Genomic DNA, 22,062 nt, shown 5'->3' with positions numbered 1-22,062 from the left:
CAGAATTTCGACAAACGTTTGTCCGGACACGCAAATGTGTAGCGGGACGGCCACACACTTTCCATTACGTAAATCATTTTTTACAACAAAATCGGGGAAGTTTGGGCTAACTCAAGATGGCACGACGGATTTGTGCGGAGTTTGGGAGACGGATGGGGGGAAACGGCAGAACGCCGTCGTCTCCGGCAGTGCCGGAGACGACGGGGAGACAGCTCAGCGGGCGCGCGGCCTGGCGCTGGCGGCCGCAGGCCAGGATGCGACCTGCGCTTCAAAGCGCGCAAAGCGCTCGTCGAGCTGGCGCGTCAGGCGCAGCTTTTCCTGCTGCGGCAAAAAGGCGTAGCGCACGCCGTTGTACGAGACCTTCTTGATTTCGGCGTACGAGGGCTGGTAGCGGCTGGCGAACAGCGTGTATTCCTGCGACAGGTTGTGGCGCGTGACGCCCGAATCGTCGGTCGAAATCACGTACGGCACGCCGAACTTGCGGTACAAGGTCACCGGGTGATTGGCGCCCTGGATGCCGGAAATGAAGGCATTGCTGGTCAGGTTGATCTCGACCGGAATATCCTTCTCGCGCATGGTCTTCATGATCGCGATCGCATTCGACTCGTGCGCCAGGTCGATGCCATGCCCGATCCGGTCGGCGCCGGCCACGTTCAGGGCCTGCTCGATGTGGAACTTGAGTCCTTCCGGCGGCACGTCGCCCAGCGCCAGCTCGCCCGCGTGCAGCGACAGCTTCACTTTCGGATACTGGGTTTTCAGGAAGCGGAACATCTTCATGTGCAGTTCATAATCGCGCATCGACGGCGCCAGGCTTTCCTGGCCGACGATATTGACGCCGACGATCAAGTCGCTCTGGCTGGCGGCCTTGAAGCCGGCCAGCATCGACGAGAACACCAGCGACGGATTGACCAGGCGCAGTACATACGCCTGGTAGCGCATCGTGAACTGCTCGTCGTCGATGTTTTCGTGGTTGGTCTTGATGCGGGCGACGTAGTCTTCCAGGCCCTTGTTGAAGGCCGGGTCCTTGTCGAGTTTTTCCATCCAGCCGCGCATGGCGGCGGTGAGCGCGGCATCGTCGGCGGCCTTCCACATGGCAGTGTCGGCGTCGCTGTTGCCGGTCATCGGCGCGAGCTTGAACATGGTTTCGATGTAGCCGACGTTTTCGGCGATGGCGCGCTTTTTCAGCTCCCGCAAGCCTTCGTTGAAATTATCATTCGAGACCGGGCCGAAGAAGCCGAAGGTCTGGAAGAACTGGCGGTCCGGCGGCGGCTGGATCGCGCCATGGTTGTAAAAGTCCTTGCTCGACCAGCGCTGCAGCAGTTCGCGGTAGGTGAAGTCGTCGGCCAGCACCTCGGCCGACGACAGGCAGGTGCGCTCGCCAGCGGGCAGCGCGCGCTGGGCGGCGATGACGGCCTTGTCGGTTTCGATGCGGTAGGTCTGCTTGTTGACGCACAGGCCCTGCTTGTCGAGGAAGTCGACGTATTGTTCGGCGTAGACGGAACCCGAGTAATGGTGGTGCAGGTCGGCGCCCTTGGGCATCTGCGAGAAGAACAGGGTCAGTTCGGACAGCTTCGGCTCGGCGCCGGCGATCAGGCCAGCCAGGTGGCGCGCGGTGGCCGCTTCGTTGGCCTTGGACGTGGCGGTCGGTGGCGCGGCATACGCGCTGGCGGCCAGGGCCAGGGCGATCAACAGGCTGCTCGTTTTTCGGATCATGGGTTCTTCTTCTCTAGTCGTTGAGTAACGCCGTCGTCCCCGCGCAGGCGGGGATCCATAGCACCTCTGCGCATCGGTGGTATGGACCCCCGCCTGCGCGGGGGCGACGGCTATAGGTCTGTGGCCCGCTCATGCACCTTGCGGCCAGCCGCATAGGTCGCACCCACGCACCGGTCGTCGCCCAGCAGCGCCAGCGCGAACAGCAGTTCCTCGAGATTGTTACAACGCTCCGTGCGGCGCGCCAGCAAAGGCGTCGCTTTCGGGTCGAGCACGATGAAATCGGCTTCCGCCCCCGCCACGAAACTGCCGATGGTCCCTTCGAGTTGCATGCTGCGCGCCGCGCCCAGCGTCGCCAGGTAAAACATGCGCGCGGCCGGCAGGTAGCTGCCTTTCAATCGCGCTACTTTATAGGCTTCATTCATAGTTTGCAACATCGAGAACGATGTCCCCGCCCCCACGTCGGTCGCCAGCGACAGCGAGACCCGCGCCGCGTCGGCCTTTTCAAAATCGAACAAACCGCTGCCGAGGAAGAAGTTGGAGGTCGGGCAGATCGCCGCCGCCGACCCGGTTTCGGCCATGCGCGCAAAGTCGGCGTCGTCGAGCCAGATGCAGTGGCCGAACATGGCGCGCTCGCGCATCAGCCCATAGTGGTCGTACACGTCCAGATAGCTGCGCGCGTCCGGAAACAGCGACTTGACCCAGCTGCACTCGTCCGCGTTTTCCGACACGTGGGTCTGGATATACGTGTCCGGATACGCCGCCGCCAGCTCGCCCGTCAAGCGCAGCTGCGCTTCGGTGGACGTGGGCGCGAAGCGCGGGGTGATCGCGTACATGGCGCGGCCCTTGTTGTGCCATTTCTTGATCAGGTCCTCGCTGTCGCGCACCCCGCCCTCGGCGGTATCGCGCAGGAACTCGGGGCAGTTGCGGTCCATGAGCACCTTCCCGGCCGCCATGCGCAGGTTGCGTGCCGCGCTGGCTTCAAAGAACGCGTCGACCGATTCGCGGTGCACGGTGCAGTACACCATGGCCGTGGTGGTCCCGCAGCGCAGCAGCTCGTCGAGGAAGAAGTCGGCCACTTCGCGCGCGTGCGCCGGGTCGCCGAACTGGCGCTCGGTCGGGAAAGTATAGGTTTCCAGCCAGGGCAGCAGGCCCGGCGCCGGCGAGGCGATCATGTCGGTCTGCGGGAAATGCAGGTGGGTGTCGATAAAGCCCGGCATGATCACCTTGCCGCGATAATCGACCACCCGCACGCCGTCCGGCAGCGTTGCAAACAGCTGCGCGTAGTCGCCGGCCGCCTGGACTTTGCCGTCGGCGACGATCAAGAGGCCATCTTCGTGCCACAGGCAGGCATCCTTGCTGAAGGCCGGGTCGGCGTGAAAATGCAGCAAGCTGGCTCGGTAGGCTTGCACGGTGCTTGGTACGATGGACATCAGATTCTTTCGGTGATTGCGGCCGACGGTATTGCCATGATGCGCTTGAACGCGCTGGGCGTCTGTTGCATGGCTTCCCACACGGTCAGTAATTGCGCGCAGACAGAAGCGGCGATCACCGCCGGCGCTTTGTTGGTGATGCCGGCCAGCCCGATCGGGCAGACCATTGTATCGATCCGCGCCGCGTCCACGCCGCGCGCAAGCAGGCGGTGTTCGAACTGGCGGCGCTTGGTTTTCGATCCGATCAGGCCGAACCAGCCCACGTCAGGCCGCGCCATGATCGCCTCCGTCAGGCGCTGGTCGAGCGCGTGGCTGTGGGTCATGACGAGGTAGCTGGCATTGGCCGGCGCGGCCGCCACCAGCGCTTCCGGCACGTCGGTCGCCTCCACGGTCACGTTTTCCGGCACCTGCCGGGGGAACATGTCGTCGCGCTCATCGACCCAGGTGACGGTGCATGGCAGGTGCGCCAGTGCGCGCACGATGGCCGTGCCCACGTGACCGGCGCCGAACAGCACCAGATGCGCGCGCGGCGCGATTACCGGGTCGACCAGCCAGCGCCGCCCGTCCGGTTCCTGCATGACGTAGGCGCCGCGGTCGCGCGCGAATACCGGCGGATGCGCGCCTGCCAGCTTACGCCCGTCGCCGTCGAACAGCGCGGTCTCCGGCGCGCCGTCGATGGCGATCACGCGCCAGCTGTCATCCTGGCGGCGCTGGCCGAGCAACGCCGCCTGCGCCGCATCGAACAGCTCGAACGAGAGGTGCACCACCCCGCCGCAGCACTGGCCCAGGCTCGGGCCGAGCGCATAGCGTTCGAAGTGGCGCGCGCGGCCACCCTTCAGCATGGCGCGCGCGGTCTCGATGGCGCGGTGTTCCAGATGGCCGCCGCCGATGGTGTCGACCACACGGGTCGCGTCGACCAGCATTTTGGCGCCGCATTCGCGCGGGCCGGAGCCTTCGACGATGGCCACGGTCACCAGAATGGCGGGACCGGCGGCGCTGAGCCAGTCGTCCATCACGCCGCCTTGAGCGCCGCTTCGACAGCGGAAATGGATTTGAGGATTTCTTCGCTGGTGGCCGGCGCGTTCAGCGGCGGCTGGATCTTGTGCCCGCCGACGCTGGAAATCGCATCGCGGATGGCGAAAAACACCGAGAACGGCAGCAGCAGCGGCGGCTCGCCCACAGCCTTGGAGCGGTGGATGCTGTCTTCGACGTTGCGGTTATCGAACAGGCGCACGCGGAAGTCTTCCGGGCAATCGGATACGCCCGGGATCTTGTAAGTCGACGGTGCGTGCGTCATGAGTTTGCCGGCCGGGTTCCACCACAGTTCTTCGGTGGTGAGCCAGCCCATGCCCTGGATGAAGGCGCCTTCGACCTGGCCGATGTCGATGGCCGGGTTGAGCGATTTGCCGGCATCGTACAGCGCGTCGGCGCGCAGCAGCTTCCATTCGCCGGTGAGCGTATCGACCACCACTTCGGCCACGGCGGCGCCGTAGGCGTAGTACGAGAACGGCCGGCCGTTCATGGTTTTCGGGTCCCAGTGCAGGCCGGGCGTGGCGTAAAAGCCGTCGGACCACAGCTGCACGCGCGCCAGGTAGGCTTTTTGCACCAGCACCGGGAAGGCGACTTCATGGCCGTTGACGTACACCGTGTCGCCAGCGAACACCACCTCGCCCGCCGCGCCGCCATACAGCTTGACCGCGTAGTCGGCCAGGCGCTCGCGGATCTGGCGTGCCGCGTCCTGGGCCGCCTTGCCGTTCAAGTCGGCGCCGGTCGATGCGGCCGTGGCCGAGGTGTTCGAGACCTTGCTGGTGTCGGTGGCGGTGGCGCGCACGTTGACGATGTCCACGCCCAGTTCATGCGCGACAACCTGCATGACCTTGGTGTTGATGCCCTGCCCCATTTCGGTGCCGCCGTGGTTGACGATGATCGAGCCATCGACGTACACGTGCACCAGCGCGCCGGCCTGGTTCAGGTGCGTGACGTTGAAAGCGATGCCGAATTTGACGGGCGTGAGCGCCAGGCCTTTCTTGAGCACCGGGCTGGCGTCGTTGAAAGCGTTGATTGCCGCGCGGCGGGCGCGGTACTCGCTGGTCTGTTCCAGTTCGGCGGACAGCGCGTGGATCACGTTGTCGACCACCACCTGGCCGTACGGCGTGACGTTGCGATCGTCGCGGCCGTAGAAGTTGAGGCGCCGGATATCGAGCGCATCGCGTCCGAGCGCGCGCGCGATGTCGTCGATCACGTATTCGATGGCGATCGCGCCCTGCGGGCCGCCGAAGCCGCGGAAGGCGGTATTCGATTGCGTGTTGGTCTTGCCGCAGGCGGCACGGATGTCGACGTCGGACAAATAGTAGGTGTTGTCGAAATGGCAGACCGCGCGCGTGGCCACAGGCCCCGACAGGTCGGCCGAATAGCCGGCGCGGGTGACCATGTCGACCTTGGCGGCGACGATGCGGCCGTCGTCGTCGTAGCCGACTTCGTATTCGTAATGGAAGCAGTGGCGCTTGCCGGTGACGAGCATGTCGTCGTCGCGGTCGGCGCGCAGCTTGACCGGGCGTTTGAGTCTGGACGCGGCGATGGCCGAGGCGGCCGCCCACAGCGCCGATTGCGACTCCTTGCCGCCGAAACCACCGCCCATGCGGCGGCATTCGACGACGATGTTATGCGAGTGCAGGCCGAGCGCATGCGCCACCACGTGCTGCATTTCGCTCGGGTGCTGGGTCGAGCAGAGCACCAGCATGCCCTTGTCTTCTTTTGGAATGGCGTACGAAATCTGCCCTTCCAGGTAGAACTGCTCCTGCCCGCCCACATACAGTTCGCCCTTGACCGAGCGCGGCGCCTTCTCGAAGGCGGACTGGTAGTCGCCACGGGCCAGGCGCATCGGCGGCAGCACGTACGATTGCGCGGCGCGCGCCGCTTGCGGCGTGAGGATCGCGGGCAGTTCTTCGTAGGTGACGTGGCCCAGGCGCGCGGCGCGCCGTGCATGGTCGTGGGTGTCGGCGACGACGATGAAGATCGGCTGGCCGACGTACATGACCAGGCCATCGGCCAGGATCGGGTCGTCGTGGATGATCGGGCCGCAGTCGTTGGTGCCGGGGATGTCGGCCACCGTCAGCACGGCCACCACGCCGGCGCTGGCGCGCACGGCATCGAGGTCGATGGCGGTGATCCTGGCGTGCGCCTTGGAAGACAAGCCAAGCGCCGCGTGCAGGGTGCCCTGCACTTCCGGAATGTCGTCGGTGTAGGTGGCCTGGCCGAGCACGTGCAGCGCAGCCGATTCGTGCGCGCGCGAGACGCCCACGCCGGTCCACGCCGCCGCTTTGAGCGCTGGGGTAGCTGCGTCGTTCATGGTGTTCTCCTTACGCGCGCACGGCAAAGGCGTTGACGGCATCTGCCGCCAGCGGGTTGTGTTGACGGGTCTCGAACCAGAAGCGGCGCAGCAGATTCTGCGCAGTCTTCATGCGGTATTCGCTCGACGCCCGCATGTCCGACAGCGGCGCGTAATCCTGCGCCAGCATGGCCATGGCGGCATCGACGGTGGCCTCGCTCCACGGCTGGCCGAGCAGCAGCGCTTCGGTCTGCGCGGCGCGCTTGGGCGTGGCGGCCATGCCGCCGAAGGCGATCCGTGCCTCAAGCACCGCATCGCCGTCGAAGCGCAGCGCAAACGCGGCGCACACCGCGGAAATGTCCTGGTCGAAGCGCTTGGCCAGTTTGTAGGTGCGGAACTGCACGCCATCGCGCGGCAGCGGCACGCGCACGGCCTGGACGAATTCGCCGGGCTGCAAATCTTTCTTCTGGTAGCCGAGGTACAGGTCTTCCAGCGCCAGCTCGCGTTCGCCGGCGGCGCCGCGCAGCACCACGCGCGCGCCTAAAGCGATCAGCCACGGCATCGAGTCGCCAATAGGCGAGCCGTTGGCGACGTTGCCACCCAGGGTGCCGGCGTTGCGGATCGGGAGCGAGGCGAAACGCTGCCACATGCTTGAGAGTTCGGCCGGATAGTGCGCGCTAACCGCCTTGTAGGCTTCTTCCAGGGTGACGCCGGCGCCGATGTCGATCATGCCGTCGCGCTGCGTAACGTGCTTGAGGGCGTCGACGTTGCCGAGATAGATGATGTCGCCCAGCTCGCGCATCTGCTTGGTGACCCACAGGCCGATGTCGGTGGAACCGGCCAGCAGCACGGCACCTGGCTTGCCGGCGCGGATGCGTACCAGTTCATCGAGCGTGCGCGGGGCGAAGAACGATGCGCCGCCGGCACTGTAGGTGGCCATGGCGCCGCGCTGCAAGGGCGCCAGCTGGGCGGCCAGCGCGGCGCGGTCGAAACTCACGGCCGGCAGTTCGCCCATGCGTTTGGCGGCGTCGATGATCGGGCGGTAGCCGGTGCAGCGGCACAGGTTGCCCGAAAGCGCGTCGTCGATCTGGCAGCGGCTTGGCTGGCAACCTTCCTGTTTGAGGTACATGCCCCACAGGGACATGACGAAACCGGGCGTGCAAAAGCCGCACTGGGAGCCGTGGCATTCGACCATGGCCTGCTGCACCGGATGCAGCAGGCCATTCGGCTGCTGGACATCTTCGACTGTAAACAGGGCCTTGCCGTCCAACGTGGGCGTGAGCTGGATGCAGGAGTTCACCGCCTTCATCTCGACCTGGCCGTCGGCGCCGAGCGACGCGACGACAACCGTGCAGGCGCCGCAGTCGCCTTCGGCGCAGCCTTCCTTGGTGCCGGTGCAGTGCAGGTCCTCGCGCAAATGCTGGAGGATGGTCTGCGTCGGCGCGGCATGGGTCACTTCGCGCACGGCGCCCTGATAGTAGAAACGGATCGGTGTTGACATTCTTGCCTCGGCTTTATCCCAGTATGCAAGGTTAACACCCATGGCATCCGCAATTATATCTATTTGCAGATGTGGCTTATCAGCAAAAAGCACTAGTAAGGGTGGGCCGCCTTCCAGTGTTCGGCAATATCGATGCGGCGCGTGATCCAGACCTTGTCGTGACTTTGCACGTAATCGAGAAAGCGCGCCAGCGCCGCCGCCCGCCCCGGACGGCCCACGATGCGGCAATGCAGGCCGATGGAGAGCATTTTCGGCTGGTTCAGGCCATCCGGATCGCCCTCCGCATACAGCACGTCGAAGGCGTCTTTCAGATAATCGAAGAACTGGGTGCCCGAGTTGAAACCCTGCATGGCGGCGAAGCGCATGTCGTTGGTGTCGAGCGTGTACGGTACCACCAGGTGCGGCGTGACGCCGCCCGCGTGCTCGACCCGCTGCCAGAACGGCAGGTCGTCGCCGTAGTGGTCGGCGTCGTAGGCAAAGCCGCCATGCTCGACCACCAGGCGGCGCGTGTTGGGCGAGTCGCGCCCGGTGTACCAGCCCAGCGGGGCGGACCCGGTCAGTTCGCGCATGATCCGCACCGCTTCAGCCATGTGGGCGCGTTCGGTCGCTTCGTCCACGTTCTGGTAGGAGATCCACTTCAGGCCGTGGCAGGCGATTTCGTGGCCGAGTTGCCCGAACGCGGCCACCGCCTCCGGGTTGCGCTTGAGCGCCATGGCCACGCCGAACACGGTCAGCGGCAGCTTGCGCTCTTCAAACATGCGCAGCAGGCGCCACAAGCCGGCGCGCGAACCGTATTCGTAGAGCGATTCCATGCTCATGTGGCGCATGGGAAAGGCCGCGGCGCCGATGATTTCGGACAGAAAGGTTTCGGAGGCGGCGTCGCCATGCAGCACATTGTTTTCGCCGCCCTCTTCGTAGTTGAGCACGAATTGCAGCGCCACCCGCGCCTGGCCCGGCCATTGCGGATGGGGCGGCGTGCGCCCGTAGCCGGTCAGGTCGCGTGGATAGTTGTCGTAAGTCGTCATGGGCAGGCTCGGGATGGAAACAGGTGCATGGAGGGTATAGTCCCCATCATATAGTGGCGTTCGCATGCCGGTATATGATCAGCCGGATAACATGCCTCATTTTGATCATATAGGAAGGATTATGGGAAAACTTAGTACGCACGTGCTTGACACGACGCAAGGCAAACCCGGGAACGGCGTGGTAGTCGAACTGTACGCGGTCACGCCCGGCGCGCGCACCCTGATCAAGACCGTCACCACCAACCGCGACGGCAGGATCGACACGCCCCTGCTCGAAGGCGATGCCATGCTGGCCGGGCGCTACGAACTGGTGTTTGCCGCCGGCGACTATTTTGCCGCCCAGGGCGTGACGCTGCCGGAACCGCGCTTCATCGACCAGGTGACCCTGGCCTTCGGCATCGCCGATCCGACCCAGAATTATCATGTGCCGCTGGTGGTGACGCCGTGGTCGTATTCGACTTACCGGGGCAGCTGAACGTCGAACAGAACCGTGCAGCCGGCAAAAACTTGCTATTCTTGGGCAGAAAGCTCCAGGAGAGAAAATGTCACTGCACATCGTTCACTTTATCGGCCCGATCAATCACAGCGCGGTGTGCAGCGTCCGCAACCTCTGCCTGCAAGCGCTGCAAAGCGGCGCCAGCGAGATCGAGCTGCACATGTCGACCGAAGGCGGCAACATGACCGCCGGCTTCGCGCTGTACTTCTTCCTCAAGTCGCTGCCCCTGCCGCTGACCACCCACAATATCGGCAGCGTCGAATCGGTCGGCGTGGTGATTTTCCTCGCCGGCGGCAAGCGCTATGCATGTCCGGGCACGCGCTTCCTGGTCCATCCACTGCACTGGGGCTTCGGTAGCCTGGTCGCGGCCGATCATTCGCGCGTGAGCGAGTGGCGCGACTGCCTCGATTTCGATGCCGAGCGCTATGCCTGCATTTTCGAGGAAGCAACCAGGGCGGCCGGGGTGCAGGATGATATCCGTACCAATCTGTTCGGCAACGCGCGCATCTACGACGCCACGCAGGCGGTGGCAGCAGGCATCATCCACAAGGCGGTGCAGGCGCGCCTGCCGGGCGCGGGGACGACCTCGCACTGGTGGAACGGCTGAGGTCATGAAAAGTTGCCGCACTACGTGACGCACTACGTGGCGCACATAACTCTGGTCAAACTTGCACGGAAACGGACCTTGACTTAAAATCAGCAGCTCTGCGGTTGCCGTTGCGGCGACCCACCATTCTGGGCTTGGCCCACTCAAGATGCTCCCCTGCTCTTCTACCACTGCCGCACGCTGACCCTTGGATACCGTGTCACCCTGGGTGCTTGTCGCCGCGCTGGTCTTCCTGATCCTGTGTTCGGCCTTTTTCGCCATGGCGGAAACGGCGCTCATGGCCGCCAACAAATTTCGCCTGCGCAGCCTGGCCAAGCGCGGCCATCGCGGCGCCCTCACCACCTTGTGGCTGCTGGAGCGCACCGACAAGCTGCTCTCGCTGATCCTGATCGCCAATACCCTGGTCAACGCCATGGCGACGGTGCTGGCGACCGCGATTGCGATTGTGCTGTTCGGCTATGAAGAGAGCGTGATCGTGATCGCCATCGCGCTGCTGGTGTTCGTGCTGATTGTGTTCGCCGAAATCGCGCCCAAGTTCATCGGCGCCACCTATCCCGAAACCATCTCCCTGATCGCCAGTACCCTGCTGAAACCGCTGATGGCGGTGGCCAAGCCGCTGATCTGGTTCGTCAACCTGTTTGTGCGCCTGTTCCTCACCATTTTGCGCGTCAAGCCGGCCGACAGCGCCGCCCAGAACCGCGTCTCGCCCGACGAATTGCGCGCCATCGTGCTCGAAGGCGGCAATTTCATTCCACAAAAGCATAAAAGCATCCTGCTCAACCTGTTCGACCTGGACACCACCTCGATCGAAGACATCATGACCCCGCGCGCCCAGATCGAGGCGCTCAACCTGGCCGTGCCGGTCGCCGAGCTCAAGGCCCAGCTGACCCGCTGCTATCACAACAAGCTGCCGGTGTATGAAGGCGAGATCAACCACATCATCGGCATCCTGCACGTGCGCCATGCGATCGCCCTGCTCAACGAGGAAGACGAACTGACCATCGGCCATTTCCGTGGACTCCTTACAACACCGTACTTCATTCCGCAGGACACCAGCGTCTTTACTCAGCTACAATATTTTCAAGAAAACAAAGAACGCCTCGGCATCATCGTCGACGAGTACGGCGAAGTGCAGGGCCTGGTCACACTCGACGATATCATCGAGGAAATGATCGGCGACTTCACCACCTCGGCGCCCGGTACGGCCCCCGGCGACAATGTCGGCTGGGATGCGCGCGGCGAATGTTTATTGCAAGGCACGGCGCCCCTGCGCGAGATCAATAAACGCCTGGGGCTGGCGTTTCCGCTGGACGGCCCCAAGACCGTCAACGGACTCATGCTGGAGCAATTGCAGGAAATTCCCGAGGGCCCGATCAGCCTGAAAATCGGCAACGTGGCGATCGAAGTCATCCAGGTGCAAAACCAGGCGATCAAGGTCGTCAAGCTGACCCGCCCGCCGGCGCGCTGAGACAGTCCCTAATCAGACTGTCACCAACAATTCCACTCCAGCCACAGAAGTTCTAAATGGCAACGCAACGTTCCATTTTGCCTACGTGGTATGGTTGCCTCCCCCATGCAGCAAACACTTTACAAATGTGATGCTCGGAGGCATGATCCAAGGCAGTTCGCCGCAACAGTCATTACTGGACGGCGCTTTGTCGTTTCCCGTACTCTTAAAACCAAGCGCGCATATGGCTGCAGTCCTCCCCAACACGACCCCCGGAACCCCGATGCCGGGCCTGGCCCGCGCCTTGATGCAGGCGGGCCGCCTGAGCGCGCAGCAAGCCGATTCGCTGCACAAGAAATCGCTGGCGGACAAGAGTCCCTTCATCGATACGCTACTGCTGACGGGCACCTTCGACTCGCGCACCCTGGCCGCCTTTTGCGCGGAAACCTTCGGCTACCCGCTGATGGACTTGCAGAGCTTTAATGTCGACGCCCTGCCGGCCAACGCCATCGACGGCAAGCTGATGCAGAGCCAGCGCGTGATCGCCCTGGCCAAGCGCGGCAACAAGATGTCGGTGGCGATTTCCGACCCGACCAATATCCAGGCACTCGACCAGATCAAGTTCCAGAGCGAAGCGTCGGTCGAGCCGGTGATCGTGCTGCACGACGTGCTGCTGGCGCTGCTGGCCAACCTGGGCCGCAACGCCGAAACCAGTCTCGCCGACATGGTGGGCGACCAGGAAGAAATCCAGTTCGGCGAGGACGACGCGCCGGCCCCGGTGGTCGACCAGGGCGCGGCCGACATCGAAGACGCGCCGATCGTCAAGTTCCTCAACAAGATCCTGACGGACGCGATCAACCTGGGCGCGTCCGATATCCACTTCGAACCGTTCGAAAAATTCTACCGCATCCGCCTGCGCGTGGACGGCATGCTGCGCGAGCATGCGCAGCCGCCGATCACCATCCGCGACAAGCTGGTCTCGCGCATCAAGGTGCTCTCCAAGCTCGACATCTCCGAAAAACGCGTGCCGCAGGATGGCCGCATGCGCCTGATCCTGTCGCCGACCAAGGCGATCGACTTCCGGGTCAGCACCTGCCCCACCCTGTTCGGCGAAAAGACCGTCATGCGTATTCTCGACGCCACCCAGGCCCAGATGGGCATCGACGCGCTCGGCTACGATCCGGACCAGAAGGAATTGCTGCTCGAAGCGATCCAGCGCCCGTACGGCATGGTGCTGGTGACCGGCCCGACCGGTTCCGGCAAGACGGTGTCGCTGTACACCTGCCTGAACGTGATCAACAAGCCGGGCATCAATATTTCGACCGCGGAAGACCCGGCCGAGATCAACTTGCCCGGCGTGAACCAGGTCAACATCAACGACCGCTCCGGCCTGACCTTCCCGGTCGCGCTCAAGTCCTTCCTGCGCCAGGATCCGGACATCATCATGGTCGGCGAGATCCGCGACCTGGAAACGGCCGACATCGCCATCAAGGCGGCGCAAACGGGCCACATGGTGTTCTCGACCCTGCACACCAACGATGCGCCGTCGACCCTGACGCGCCTGATGAACATGGGCGTGGCGCCGTTCAACATCGCCTCGTCGGTGATCATGATCACGGCGCAGCGCCTGGCGCGGCGCCTGTGCACCTGCAAGAAACCGGTCGAGACCAGCCGCGAAATCCTGCTCGCGGCCGGCTTCAAGGACGACGAGCTGGAAGGCGGCTGGAAGCCCTACGGTCCGGTCGGCTGCGACCGCTGCATGGGCGGCGGCTACAAGGGACGGGTTGGTATCTACCAGATCATGCCGATTACCCCGGCGATCGAAAAAATCATTCTGGCGCACGGCAATTCGATGGAAATCGCCGCGCAATCGGAGCTGGAGGGCGTCAAATCGCTGCGCCGCTCCGGCCTGATGAAAGTAAAGCAAGGCTTGACCAGTCTTGAAGAAGTTCTCGGCTGCACCAACGAATAGGAAAATACAGTATGGCACTCGCTCAAACCAAAACCGCCGCCGCCGTCAAGGAGTCGGTCTACGCCTGGGAAGGCAAGGACAAGACCGGCAAGACCGTGCGCGGCGAACTGCGCGCCGGGGGCGAAGCCGTGGTCAACGTGACCTTGCGGCGCCAGGGTGTGATGGTGACCAAGGTAAAGAAAAAGCGCTATCGCAGCGGTAAGAAAATCACCGACAAGGACATTTCCCTGTTCACCCGCCAGCTGGCCACGATGATGAAGGCCGGCGTGCCGCTGCTGCAATCGTTCGACATCGTCGGCAAGGGCCACTCGAATCCATCGATGTCCAAGCTGATCATGGAACTGCGCGGCGACATCGAAACCGGTACCAGCCTGAACAATGCTTTCCGCAAGTATCCGCTCTACTTCGACCCGCTGTTCTGCAACCTGGTCGGCGCCGGCGAACAGGCCGGTATTCTGGAAGACCTGCTCACGCGCCTGGCGATCTACAAGGAAAAGACCCTGGCCATCAAGGCCAAGATCAAGTCCGCGCTGATCTATCCGGTGTCGATCCTGGGGATCGCGTTCATCGTCACGGCCGTGATCATGATCTGGGTGGTGCCGGCGTTCAAGACCGTGTTCGAGAGCTTCGGCGCCAACTTGCCGACCCCGACCGTCATCGTGATGGATATTTCGGACTTCTTTGTCTCGTACTGGTGGGCGATTTTCGGCTCCCTGTTCGCCGGCCTGTACTTCTTCTTCCAGGCCTGGCAGCGCTCGGCCAAGATGCAGCGTTTCATGGACCTGACCCTGCTCAAGGCGCCGATCTTCGGCTCGGTGATCCGCAAGGCGGCGATCGCGCGCTGGACCCGCACCCTGGCCACCATGTTCGCGGCCGGCGTGCCGCTGGTCGAAGCGCTCGACTCGGTCGGCGGCGCCGCCGGCAATGCCCTGTACATGGAAGCGACCAAGAAAATCCAGAACGAGGTCAGCACCGGTACCAGCCTGACCGTGGCGATGCAGAACGCCAATGTGTTCCCGCCGATGGTCACCCAGATGGTGGCCATCGGGGAAGAATCGGGCGCGCTCGATTCGATGCTGGCCAAGGTGGCCGGCTTCTTCGAAGATGAAGTCGACGAAGCGGTCGCGTCCCTGGCCTCGCTGATGGAACCGCTGATCATGGTGATCCTGGGCGTGCTCATCGGCGGCCTGGTCGTCGCCATGTACCTGCCGATCTTCAAACTGGGCGCGGTGGTGTAATCGCCCGGCCGCAGGCACGCGCGCTTTCATGTGCGTGTGCCTGCCATCGTGTGCAGCGACTTTGCAGCAGGTGCTCATTCATTTGGAGTGCCTCTGCATTATTGCAATGTGGTTTCTGGCGCCTGGCGCAAAATGCTGCAGGCACTACAGTCAGTTCCAAAAGAAAAACCCTCACTTGGAGGGTCTTGTATCAAGGTCTGAGCATCCGGTCTACCAGATGGGCCAAGAAGTCCCGTTGTGTTGGGAGAAACATTCGGACATAGATCGTATCGCCCTTGACTTCATAAATTACCGTTACGCCTTCGACCATTCTTTGTCTGACGACCAACTCTAAAGTTGCACACTCATCCGGAACAACACCGGCCAGAGGATACTGCTTCATTTGTGCAAACAGATCGTTGAAGGATTGCTTGAACTGGTCAAATCGCGCAGCGGAATGCGTGTTCTTAAACCCCGCTCTTATCTCATTAAAATCAGTTCTGGCACTATCAAGAACAATAATTTTAGTCATTCGTCCCTATCCATCTCGTCCAGGAAATCGTCCTCCGAAACAAACTTGCCTTCTGCGATTTCTTTGGTGCCGAGTGCAAGCAACTTCATGAACGACATTCGCTCTTCGTTCAACTTCCTCTGCTCGATAGCCTCTTTATAGCTCTTGATACTGATGACCACCATCTTCGCTTCGCCGTTCTGGGTGATGATCATGGGACCTGTGTCCTCTTCGTCAAATTGTCGGACGATCTCGGTCGTGTGGGACTTGAGGTAGGAGATTGGCTTGATTCGGTCAGTGATATCCATCGTGCGTTCCTGGTTGGATGCAGACTAATGGACTAATTATAGTCCGAATTTAATCCACTTCAACGTCTGTCAACGCATGGGCGAGTCTCCCGAGCCCCACGGCGAATTTTGCAGGGCGATGCCGCTGCGCCGCATCAGCCAGCGGCGCAGCGGCGCGTCGACGCGCTGGTCCAGCAGCCAGCACAGCGGCAACAGCACGCCGGCGAAGACCAGCCCGGCCATGGCCATGAGCGCGGGCGACGGCGCTGCCAGCAGCTGGACCAGCGCGCCGTTGACCAGCCTCCCCAGCGGCACATGCAACACATACAGCGGATACGAGATGGCGCCCAGCAGCGCGCAGGCCCGCGCCGCGCGGCCCGACACCCGGCAGCCCATCGCCAGGTAAATCAGCATGGGAAAGGCCAGGGTCACGGCCGCGAGATCGAACCAGGGGCGCAGCGGCGCCGGCGGGCGCGCCAGCAGCACGGCCAGCAAACCGGCCAGCACCAGCGTGCCGCACAGCCAGGCTCTAGCGCCGTGGCGCAGCGGCGCCCGGCAGCCGCTGTTGAAATAGCGTAGCAGCGCAACGCCGGCAAAAAATCCGTAGCCCACCCGGCACAGGCCGACGTACATGGTGGCGGGCGAATAGCCGCCGTGCAGGCCCTGGCCGGGCGCCGCCTGCAAGGCCAGCGCCAGGCCCAGCGCCGAGGCCAGCATGAGGGCCGCCAGCAGCGCGCTGCCCAGATAGCGCAGCACGGCCGCATACGCCAGGTTCGCGCCCAGCTCGAAGAACAGGGACCAGGCCGGCGAATTGAGCGGAAACAGGTTCGGCTCCGACAGCAGCGGCAGCAGCAGCGCGGCGGCCAGCAGCACCAGCGGCAGGGGCGTCGCCAGCGAGGGCGGCAGCAGTCCCAGCAGCGCGGCGGCGACCGGAATCAAGCCGATCAGGCTGCCCAGCAGGTAGAGCGGATACAGGCGGATCAGACGCAGCAGCGCGAAACGGGCCGGCGCCAGGCCGCCGCGCAGGCGCGCCTCGTAGGCGTTGGCCACCACCACGCCGCTGAGCACGAAGAACAGATCGACCGCCAGATAACTCTGCGGAATGGTCCACTCGCCCCAAAAGTAGCCGGTATGGCGCCACATGACAATCAGCGCGGCCACCCCGCGCAATCCATCGAGCAAGTGGAAGTAGTGCTCTTTGGTAACCATAGGGACCTCGAACCGATACGCATGCGGACCTCCAGTATCGGTGGGCGCCGCCGCTGGCTATCCAAATGCGACAAGATCGGCCTTGCGCCCGGTCAGAAGGCCATCGTCCTTCCCCAAAGCGGGTGAAACCCCCTAAAATAGATTGTTGTACAGAACTGCTTGATCAATTCATAACGTGGAGCATCATGCTACCGGAAACACTTTTGTTCGCCGTCCCCGGCTCCCTGGGCCCGGCCCTCGTCGCCGGCCTGTTCGGTCTGCTGATCGGCAGCTTCCTGAATGTCGTCATCTACCGTCTCCCCAAGATGATGGAGCGCGACTATAACGATTACCTTGCGGGCGAATTCGGCTGCGGCTGCGGCACCCGCAAGGCGCATGCCGACACCTTCAACCTGATGGTGCCGCGCTCGGCCTGCCCGCATTGCGGACACCAGATCGGTGCGCTGGAAAACATCCCGGTGATCAGCTACCTGATGTTGGGCGGCAAGTGCAAAGGCTGCAAGGCCCCGATTTCGCCGCGTTATCCGATCATCGAACTGGCGACGGGCCTGCTGTCGGCCCTGCTGGTGTGGACCTTCGGCAGCGGGTATGCCGGGCTGGCGACGCTGGTGTTCCTGTACCTGCTGATCGCGATGACCTTCATCGACGCCGACACCCAGCTGCTGCCCGACGAGCTGACCTATCCGCTGCTGTGGATCGGCCTGCTGCTCAATACGCAGGCCCTGTTCGTACCGCTGCAGGACGCCGTCATCGGCGCGGCGGTCGGTTACCTGGCGCTCTGGTCGGTGGCGACCCTGTACGAGAAGCTGCGCGGCCAGGTCGGCATGGGCCACGGCGACTTCAAGCTGCTGGCCGCGCTCGGCGCCTGGATGGGCTGGAGCGTGCTGCCGAGCGTGATCCTGATTTCGTCGGCAGTCGGCTCGGTGGTCGGCATCTGCCTGATCGTGTTCGGCGGGCGCGAGCGCAATGTGAAGATTCCCTTCGGCCCTTACCTGGCGGCCGCCGGCCTGATCGTGATGCTGTACGGCAAACAGATCGCCGCCGTGACCGATGTCGTGGTCAAGCACTGGGTCCAGTAAGTGAACAGCGCGTCACATAGCGCGTCGCATGGCGGCAAGTTCAGCGTCGGCCTGACCGGCGGCATCGGCTGCGGCAAGACGGCCGTCTCGGACCGCTTCGCCGCGCTGGGCGCGAGCATCATCGATACCGATCTCATCGCGCACAGCTTGAGCGCCCCCGGTGGCGCCGCCATGGATGCCCTGCTGCACGAGTTCGGCCCGGCCTTCGTGACCGCCGACGGCGCCCTCGACCGCGTGCGCATGCGCGAGCTGGTGTTTTCCGACCCGGCCGCCAAGGCGCGCCTGGAAGCGATCCTGCATCCGCGCATCCGCGCCGCCACCGCCGCGGCGGCCCTGGTCGCGCGCGGACCCTATCTGATCTACGTGGTGCCGCTGCTGGTCGAGTCCGGCGGCTGGCGCGAGCGGGTCGACCGCGTGCTGGTCATCGATTGCCCAGAGGAAATGCAAATCGCGCGCGTGATGCGCCGCAACGCCATGAGCGAAGCCCAGGTGCGCGCCATCATGGCCACCCAGGCCAGCCGCGCCGAACGGCTGGCGGCGGCCGACGACGTGGTCAGCAACGATGGCGGCCTGGAGGCCCTGGACCGTCAAATTGCTCTATTGCATGCCCAATATCTGGCATTTTGCGGGAGAATGGCACGATAACCGGTGCGGCGTTTGTAATTTTGCGTCGCTTGGTTCAGAATCACGGGATTCTTCTCCTGCCATGTAAAGGGATGTCATTTTGATCGTCTACGAATACCCTTTCAACGAGCGCATACGCACGTTGTTGCGGCTGGAAGACCTGTATGAGAAGTTCAAGTTCTTTGTGCACCAGGAACATGCAATGCAGCATCACGTCGCCCTGGCCACCATTTTCGACATGCTCGAAGTGGCCGGCCGCGCCGATCTCAAGAGCGACCTGCTGCAGGAACTCGAACGCCAGAAGCAAAGCTTGCTGAGCTACCGGTCCAATCCGAACGTGGCCGCCGACATGCTCGACGCCGTCCTGCTCGAAGTCGAAACCGTCAGCGCCGCGCTGGTCGCGGCCCAGGGCAAGACCGGCCAGAACGTGCGCGACAACGAATGGCTGATGAGCATTCGCGGCCGCACCATCATTCCCGGCGGTGCCTGCGAATTCGACCTGCCGTCCTACTACGCCTGGCAAAAGCGCCCGGCCGAACAGCGCTTCAACGACATCGTCAACTGGTTCGCCCCGCTGGCGCCCCTGTTCGACGCCCTGGCCCTGGTGCTGCGCCTGCTGCGCGACTCGGGCGGCCCGGTCAAGATGATCGCCATCGCCGGCAGCTACCAGCAAATGCTCCAAGGCAAGGTCTACCAGATGCTGCGCCTGACCATGGATGAGGCGATGGGGGCGATCCCCGAGATTTCCGCCAACAAGTACATGTTGTGGGTGCGTTTCACCACGCAGGGCGGGGATCTGAAACCCAAGCCGCTGGAAGAAGACGTCCCGTTCGAGCTCACGCTCTGTAATTTTTAACCATTGATGTTGCCATGACCGTCGTCAGCTGCCCCACCTGTGCCAAAAAGGTCGAATGGACCGAGGCCAACAAGTTCCGCCCCTTCTGTTCCGAACGCTGCAAACAGATCGACCTGGGCGCCTGGGCCGAAGAGAAATACACCATCCCCGGCGCCGCCCCGTCCGACCCTCTGCTCGACGACGACAACCTGCCGCAGTAGCGTCGCGTTCGCCACAGCGGCGCCAAAGCGCTTACAATGGGGGACCTTCCCCACCTTGCAAAGGATGCAACACCATGTCAATGCCACGGGCATCCCGATGAGACTCGACCGTTTCATCAAAGAGCGCATGGAAGAAATCCTCACCGAGTGGCAGGCGTTCGCCCAGACCCTGCTGCCGGCGGCCAGCCAGATGACCGACCTGGCACTGCGCGACCACGCGCGCCAGATCCTGCAGGCGATCGCGCTCGACATCGAAACCTCGCAGAATCCGCAGCAGCAGATCGCCAAGTCGCAGGGCCGCGCGCCCGACACCGACGACGGCGAAAGCGCGGCCTCGATCCACGGCGCGCTGCGCCAGGCCAGCAACTTTTCCCTGCTCCAGCTGAGCGCCGAATTCCGCGCCCTGCGCGCCACCGTGCTGCGCCTGTGGCTGCCGCAGGTCCGACGCATGACCTCCGACGTGGCCGACGAAATGGTGCGCTTTAACGAAGCCATCGACCAGGCCCTGGCCGAATCGGTGGTGACCTATTCGGCGCGCGCCGACCACATGCGCGAACTGTTCCTGGCCATTCTCGGGCACGACCTGCGCGCGCCGCTGTCGAGCATGTCGATGGCGGGCGACCTGCTCAGCCGCAAACAGGTCGACCCGGCCCAGGCCGCCGAAATCGGCGCCAGGGTCAAGCGCGGTTCCCGCCTGATGAGCAGCATGGTCGACGACCTGATCGGCTACACCCGCACCCAGCTCGGCGGCGGCATGCCGACCGTGCTGCGCGAGGTCGATCTGGGCGACGTCTGCCGCGCCGCGCTGGCCGACGCCCACGCCACCCATCCGGCCACCCGTTTCGAGATCGAGGCCGACCAGGACATCCAAGGCCAGTACGACGCCGTGCGCCTGCACCAGCTGCTGACCAACCTGATGGTCAACGCCGCCCAGTACGGCACGCGCGGCACCGCCGTGCGCATCGTCGCGCGCGCCCATCCCGACGCGGTGACGGTGGCTGTGACCAATGACGGCCCGGTGATTCCGCCCTCGGCGCTGGAGAGCATTTTCAGCCCGCTGATTCAATTGCCCGGCGACGGCGAAGCCGAGGAACGGCCGCGCACCAGCCTGGGACTGGGTTTGTTCGTCGCGCGCGAAATCGCGGTGGCGCATGGCGGCACCCTGACGGTGAGCTCCAGCGCGGAGTGCGGCACCACGTTCACGGCGCACTTGCCGCGCGCGCCGAAGGCGCAGCTGGCCAACGCCTGAGCCGGCGCCGGCGGGGGCGTCAAGCCCCGTAGCGGCTCATGAACAAGCCTTCGGTATCGATCTCGGGCGCGCGTCCCGACACCAGGTCGGCCAGCACCCGCGCCGAACCGCACGACATGGTCCAGCCCAGGGTGCCGTGTCCGGTATTGAGAAACAGGTTGCGATAGCGGGTCGGCCCGATCACCGGGGTGCCGTCCGGTGTCATCGGACGCAGTCCGCACCAGAAGGTGGCCTTCTCCACATCGCCCCCGCCCGGAAACAGCTCGCTCACCGCATGCACCAGGGTGGCGCGGCGCGCGTCGTGCAGGCGCAGGTCGTAGCCGGCGATTTCGGCCGTGCCGCCCACCCGGATCCGCTCGCCCAGGCGCGTGATGCCGACCTTGTAGGTTTCTTCCATGATGGTCGACTCGGGCGCGCTGGCGGCGTCGACGATCGGCAAGGTGATCGAATAGCCCTTGACCGGATACACCGGTATCTTGATCCCCAAAGGCGCCAGCATCAGCGGCGAATAGCTCCCCAGCGCCATCACGAAGGCATCGGCCTTGAGTTCCCCCAGCGAGGTATCGACCGCCGTGACGGCGCCGCCCTCGTGCAGCAGGCGGCGGATCTGGACGCCGTTGCGGAAAACCACGCCCGCCTCAAGCGCCATCCGCGCCAGCGCCTGGGTGAACTTGAAGCAGTCGCCGGTTTCGTCGCCCGGCAGGTGCAGGCCGCCGACGATCTTGCCGCGCACCCGCGCCAGCGCCGGCTCCACCGCTTCGCAGCCGAGCGCGTCGAGCAGCGCATGCGGCACGCCGTAGCGCTGGAGGACCGCGATGTCGTCCTGCGCTTCATCGAGCTGGCGCGGATTGCGGAACACCTGCAAGGTACCCTTGCTGCGGTGGTCGTAGGCGATCCCGGTCTCCTTGCGCAGCGCAATGAGCGAATCGCGGCTGTACTCGGCCAGGCGCACCATGCGGCTCTTGTTGACGGCGTAGCTGGCCGGATTGCAGTTGCCCAGCATCTGGAACAGCCAGCGCCACATGCGCGGATCGAACGAAGGGCGGATCACCAGCGGGCTGTGTTGCATGGCCAGCCAGCGCAGGGCTTTCATCGGGATGCCCGGCGCGGCCCACGGCGCGGCCATGCCCGACGAGACTTCGCCGGCGTTGGCGAAACTCGTTTCCAGCGCGGCGCCGTCCTGGCGCTCGATGACAGTCACTTCGTGGCCGGCCCTGGCCAGAAAATAGGCCGACGTGGTACCGACCACGCCACTACCGAGCACAATAATTTTCACGGACTTCCTTGCGGTGCGTTGGTTTGCCGGAGCGG

Annotated in this window: 20 protein-coding genes; 10 read left to right on the top strand and 10 right to left on the bottom strand. The window is 63.9% G+C overall.

Features of this window, described 5'->3' with window-relative positions; translation table 11 throughout:
* Positions 1-213: 213 nt before the first annotated feature.
* The 6 genes from F2P45_RS03835 to puuE form a co-directional block, all read right to left on the bottom strand.
* Positions 214-1,713 (bottom strand): amidohydrolase family protein, encoded by a 1,500-nt coding sequence (locus F2P45_RS03835; protein WP_166870667.1) that lies wholly within the window; start codon positions 1,711-1,713, stop codon positions 214-216.
* Between the two features lie 110 nt (positions 1,714-1,823).
* On the bottom strand, positions 1,824-3,143 hold the full coding sequence (guaD, locus tag F2P45_RS03830; RefSeq protein ID WP_166870666.1) for a guanine deaminase: 1,320 nt from the start codon (positions 3,141-3,143) through the stop codon (positions 1,824-1,826).
* A complete protein-coding gene (gene xdhC, locus F2P45_RS03825) occupies positions 3,143-4,156 on the bottom strand; it encodes a xanthine dehydrogenase accessory protein XdhC (protein ID WP_166870664.1) in 1,014 nt (337 codons plus the stop codon). Before xdhC ends, guaD begins: the two co-directional genes overlap by 1 nt.
* Positions 4,156-6,492, bottom strand: coding sequence for a xanthine dehydrogenase molybdopterin binding subunit (gene xdhB / locus F2P45_RS03820; RefSeq protein ID WP_166870662.1), 2,337 nt, complete (start codon positions 6,490-6,492; stop codon positions 4,156-4,158). The genes xdhC and xdhB overlap by 1 nt, the downstream gene beginning before the upstream one ends.
* Positions 6,493-6,502: 10 nt before the next feature.
* The gene (xdhA, locus tag F2P45_RS03815; protein WP_166870659.1) at positions 6,503-7,972 is read right to left on the bottom strand and encodes a xanthine dehydrogenase small subunit; all 1,470 of its coding nucleotides are present in this window, start codon (positions 7,970-7,972) and stop codon (positions 6,503-6,505) included.
* 92 nt (positions 7,973-8,064) lie between these two features.
* Positions 8,065-8,997, bottom strand: a complete 933-nt coding sequence (gene puuE / locus F2P45_RS03810) for an allantoinase PuuE (protein WP_166870657.1) — start codon at positions 8,995-8,997, stop codon at positions 8,065-8,067.
* A gap of 121 nt (positions 8,998-9,118) precedes the next feature.
* Here puuE and uraH point away from each other — a divergent pair, with 121 nt between their 5' ends.
* The 5 genes from uraH (at position 9,119) to F2P45_RS03785 (ending at position 14,757) form a co-directional block, all read left to right on the top strand.
* Entirely contained in the window at positions 9,119-9,472 is a 354-nt protein-coding gene (gene uraH / locus F2P45_RS03805) for a hydroxyisourate hydrolase (protein ID WP_166870655.1), read from the top strand.
* Between the two features lie 67 nt (positions 9,473-9,539).
* Entirely contained in the window at positions 9,540-10,100 is a 561-nt protein-coding gene (locus tag F2P45_RS03800; protein ID WP_166870653.1) for an ATP-dependent Clp protease proteolytic subunit, read from the top strand.
* Between the two features lie 187 nt (positions 10,101-10,287).
* Positions 10,288-11,568, top strand: a complete 1,281-nt coding sequence (locus F2P45_RS03795) for an HlyC/CorC family transporter (protein WP_166870651.1) — start codon at positions 10,288-10,290, stop codon at positions 11,566-11,568.
* A gap of 223 nt (positions 11,569-11,791) precedes the next feature.
* On the top strand, positions 11,792-13,519 hold the full coding sequence (pilB, locus tag F2P45_RS03790; protein WP_166870649.1) for a type IV-A pilus assembly ATPase PilB: 1,728 nt from the start codon (positions 11,792-11,794) through the stop codon (positions 13,517-13,519).
* Positions 13,520-13,530: 11 nt separating this feature from the next.
* A complete protein-coding gene (locus F2P45_RS03785; RefSeq protein WP_166870647.1) occupies positions 13,531-14,757 on the top strand; it encodes a type II secretion system F family protein in 1,227 nt (408 codons plus the stop codon).
* Positions 14,758-14,947: 190 nt separating this feature from the next.
* Here F2P45_RS03785 and F2P45_RS03780 read toward each other — a convergent pair whose 3' ends face one another.
* The 3 genes from F2P45_RS03780 to F2P45_RS03770 form a co-directional block, all read right to left on the bottom strand.
* Positions 14,948-15,268, bottom strand: coding sequence for a type II toxin-antitoxin system RelE/ParE family toxin (locus tag F2P45_RS03780; RefSeq protein WP_166870645.1), 321 nt, complete (start codon positions 15,266-15,268; stop codon positions 14,948-14,950).
* Positions 15,265-15,555, bottom strand: coding sequence for a type II toxin-antitoxin system Phd/YefM family antitoxin (locus tag F2P45_RS03775; RefSeq protein WP_166870643.1), 291 nt, complete (start codon positions 15,553-15,555; stop codon positions 15,265-15,267). The genes F2P45_RS03780 and F2P45_RS03775 overlap by 4 nt, the downstream gene beginning before the upstream one ends.
* Before the next feature lie 69 nt (positions 15,556-15,624).
* Positions 15,625-16,743, bottom strand: coding sequence for an acyltransferase family protein (locus tag F2P45_RS03770; RefSeq protein WP_166870641.1), 1,119 nt, complete (start codon positions 16,741-16,743; stop codon positions 15,625-15,627).
* 185 nt (positions 16,744-16,928) lie between these two features.
* Between F2P45_RS03770 and F2P45_RS03765 the strand changes: the two genes are divergently transcribed.
* The 5 genes from F2P45_RS03765 (at position 16,929) to F2P45_RS03745 (ending at position 20,751) form a co-directional block, all read left to right on the top strand.
* Positions 16,929-17,822 carry a prepilin peptidase gene (locus tag F2P45_RS03765; RefSeq protein WP_166870639.1) on the top strand — a complete coding sequence of 298 codons (894 nt, stop codon included), beginning with the start codon at positions 16,929-16,931 and terminating at the stop codon, positions 17,820-17,822.
* Complete coding sequence (gene coaE, locus F2P45_RS03760) at positions 17,823-18,467, top strand: dephospho-CoA kinase (RefSeq protein WP_166870637.1); 645 nt, start codon at positions 17,823-17,825, stop codon at positions 18,465-18,467.
* A gap of 79 nt (positions 18,468-18,546) precedes the next feature.
* On the top strand, positions 18,547-19,302 hold the full coding sequence (zapD, locus tag F2P45_RS03755) for a cell division protein ZapD (protein ID WP_166870635.1): 756 nt from the start codon (positions 18,547-18,549) through the stop codon (positions 19,300-19,302).
* Positions 19,303-19,316: 14 nt separating this feature from the next.
* Complete coding sequence (gene yacG, locus F2P45_RS03750) at positions 19,317-19,502, top strand: DNA gyrase inhibitor YacG (protein ID WP_126074530.1); 186 nt, start codon at positions 19,317-19,319, stop codon at positions 19,500-19,502.
* A gap of 97 nt (positions 19,503-19,599) precedes the next feature.
* A complete protein-coding gene (locus F2P45_RS03745; protein WP_166870633.1) occupies positions 19,600-20,751 on the top strand; it encodes a sensor histidine kinase in 1,152 nt (383 codons plus the stop codon).
* A gap of 19 nt (positions 20,752-20,770) precedes the next feature.
* Here the strand turns inward: F2P45_RS03745 and F2P45_RS03740 are convergent, their stop codons facing one another.
* The gene (locus F2P45_RS03740) at positions 20,771-22,027 is read right to left on the bottom strand and encodes a D-amino acid dehydrogenase (protein ID WP_166870631.1); all 1,257 of its coding nucleotides are present in this window, start codon (positions 22,025-22,027) and stop codon (positions 20,771-20,773) included.
* Between the last annotated feature and the right edge of the window lie 35 nt (positions 22,028-22,062).

Source organism: Massilia mucilaginosa, from assembly GCF_011682145.1.
GTDB lineage: Bacteria > Pseudomonadota > Gammaproteobacteria > Burkholderiales > Burkholderiaceae_D > Telluria_A > Telluria_A mucilaginosa.
The sequence above is the reverse complement of the archived record's forward strand: the minus strand, read 5'-3'. Positions and strand labels throughout refer to the sequence as shown.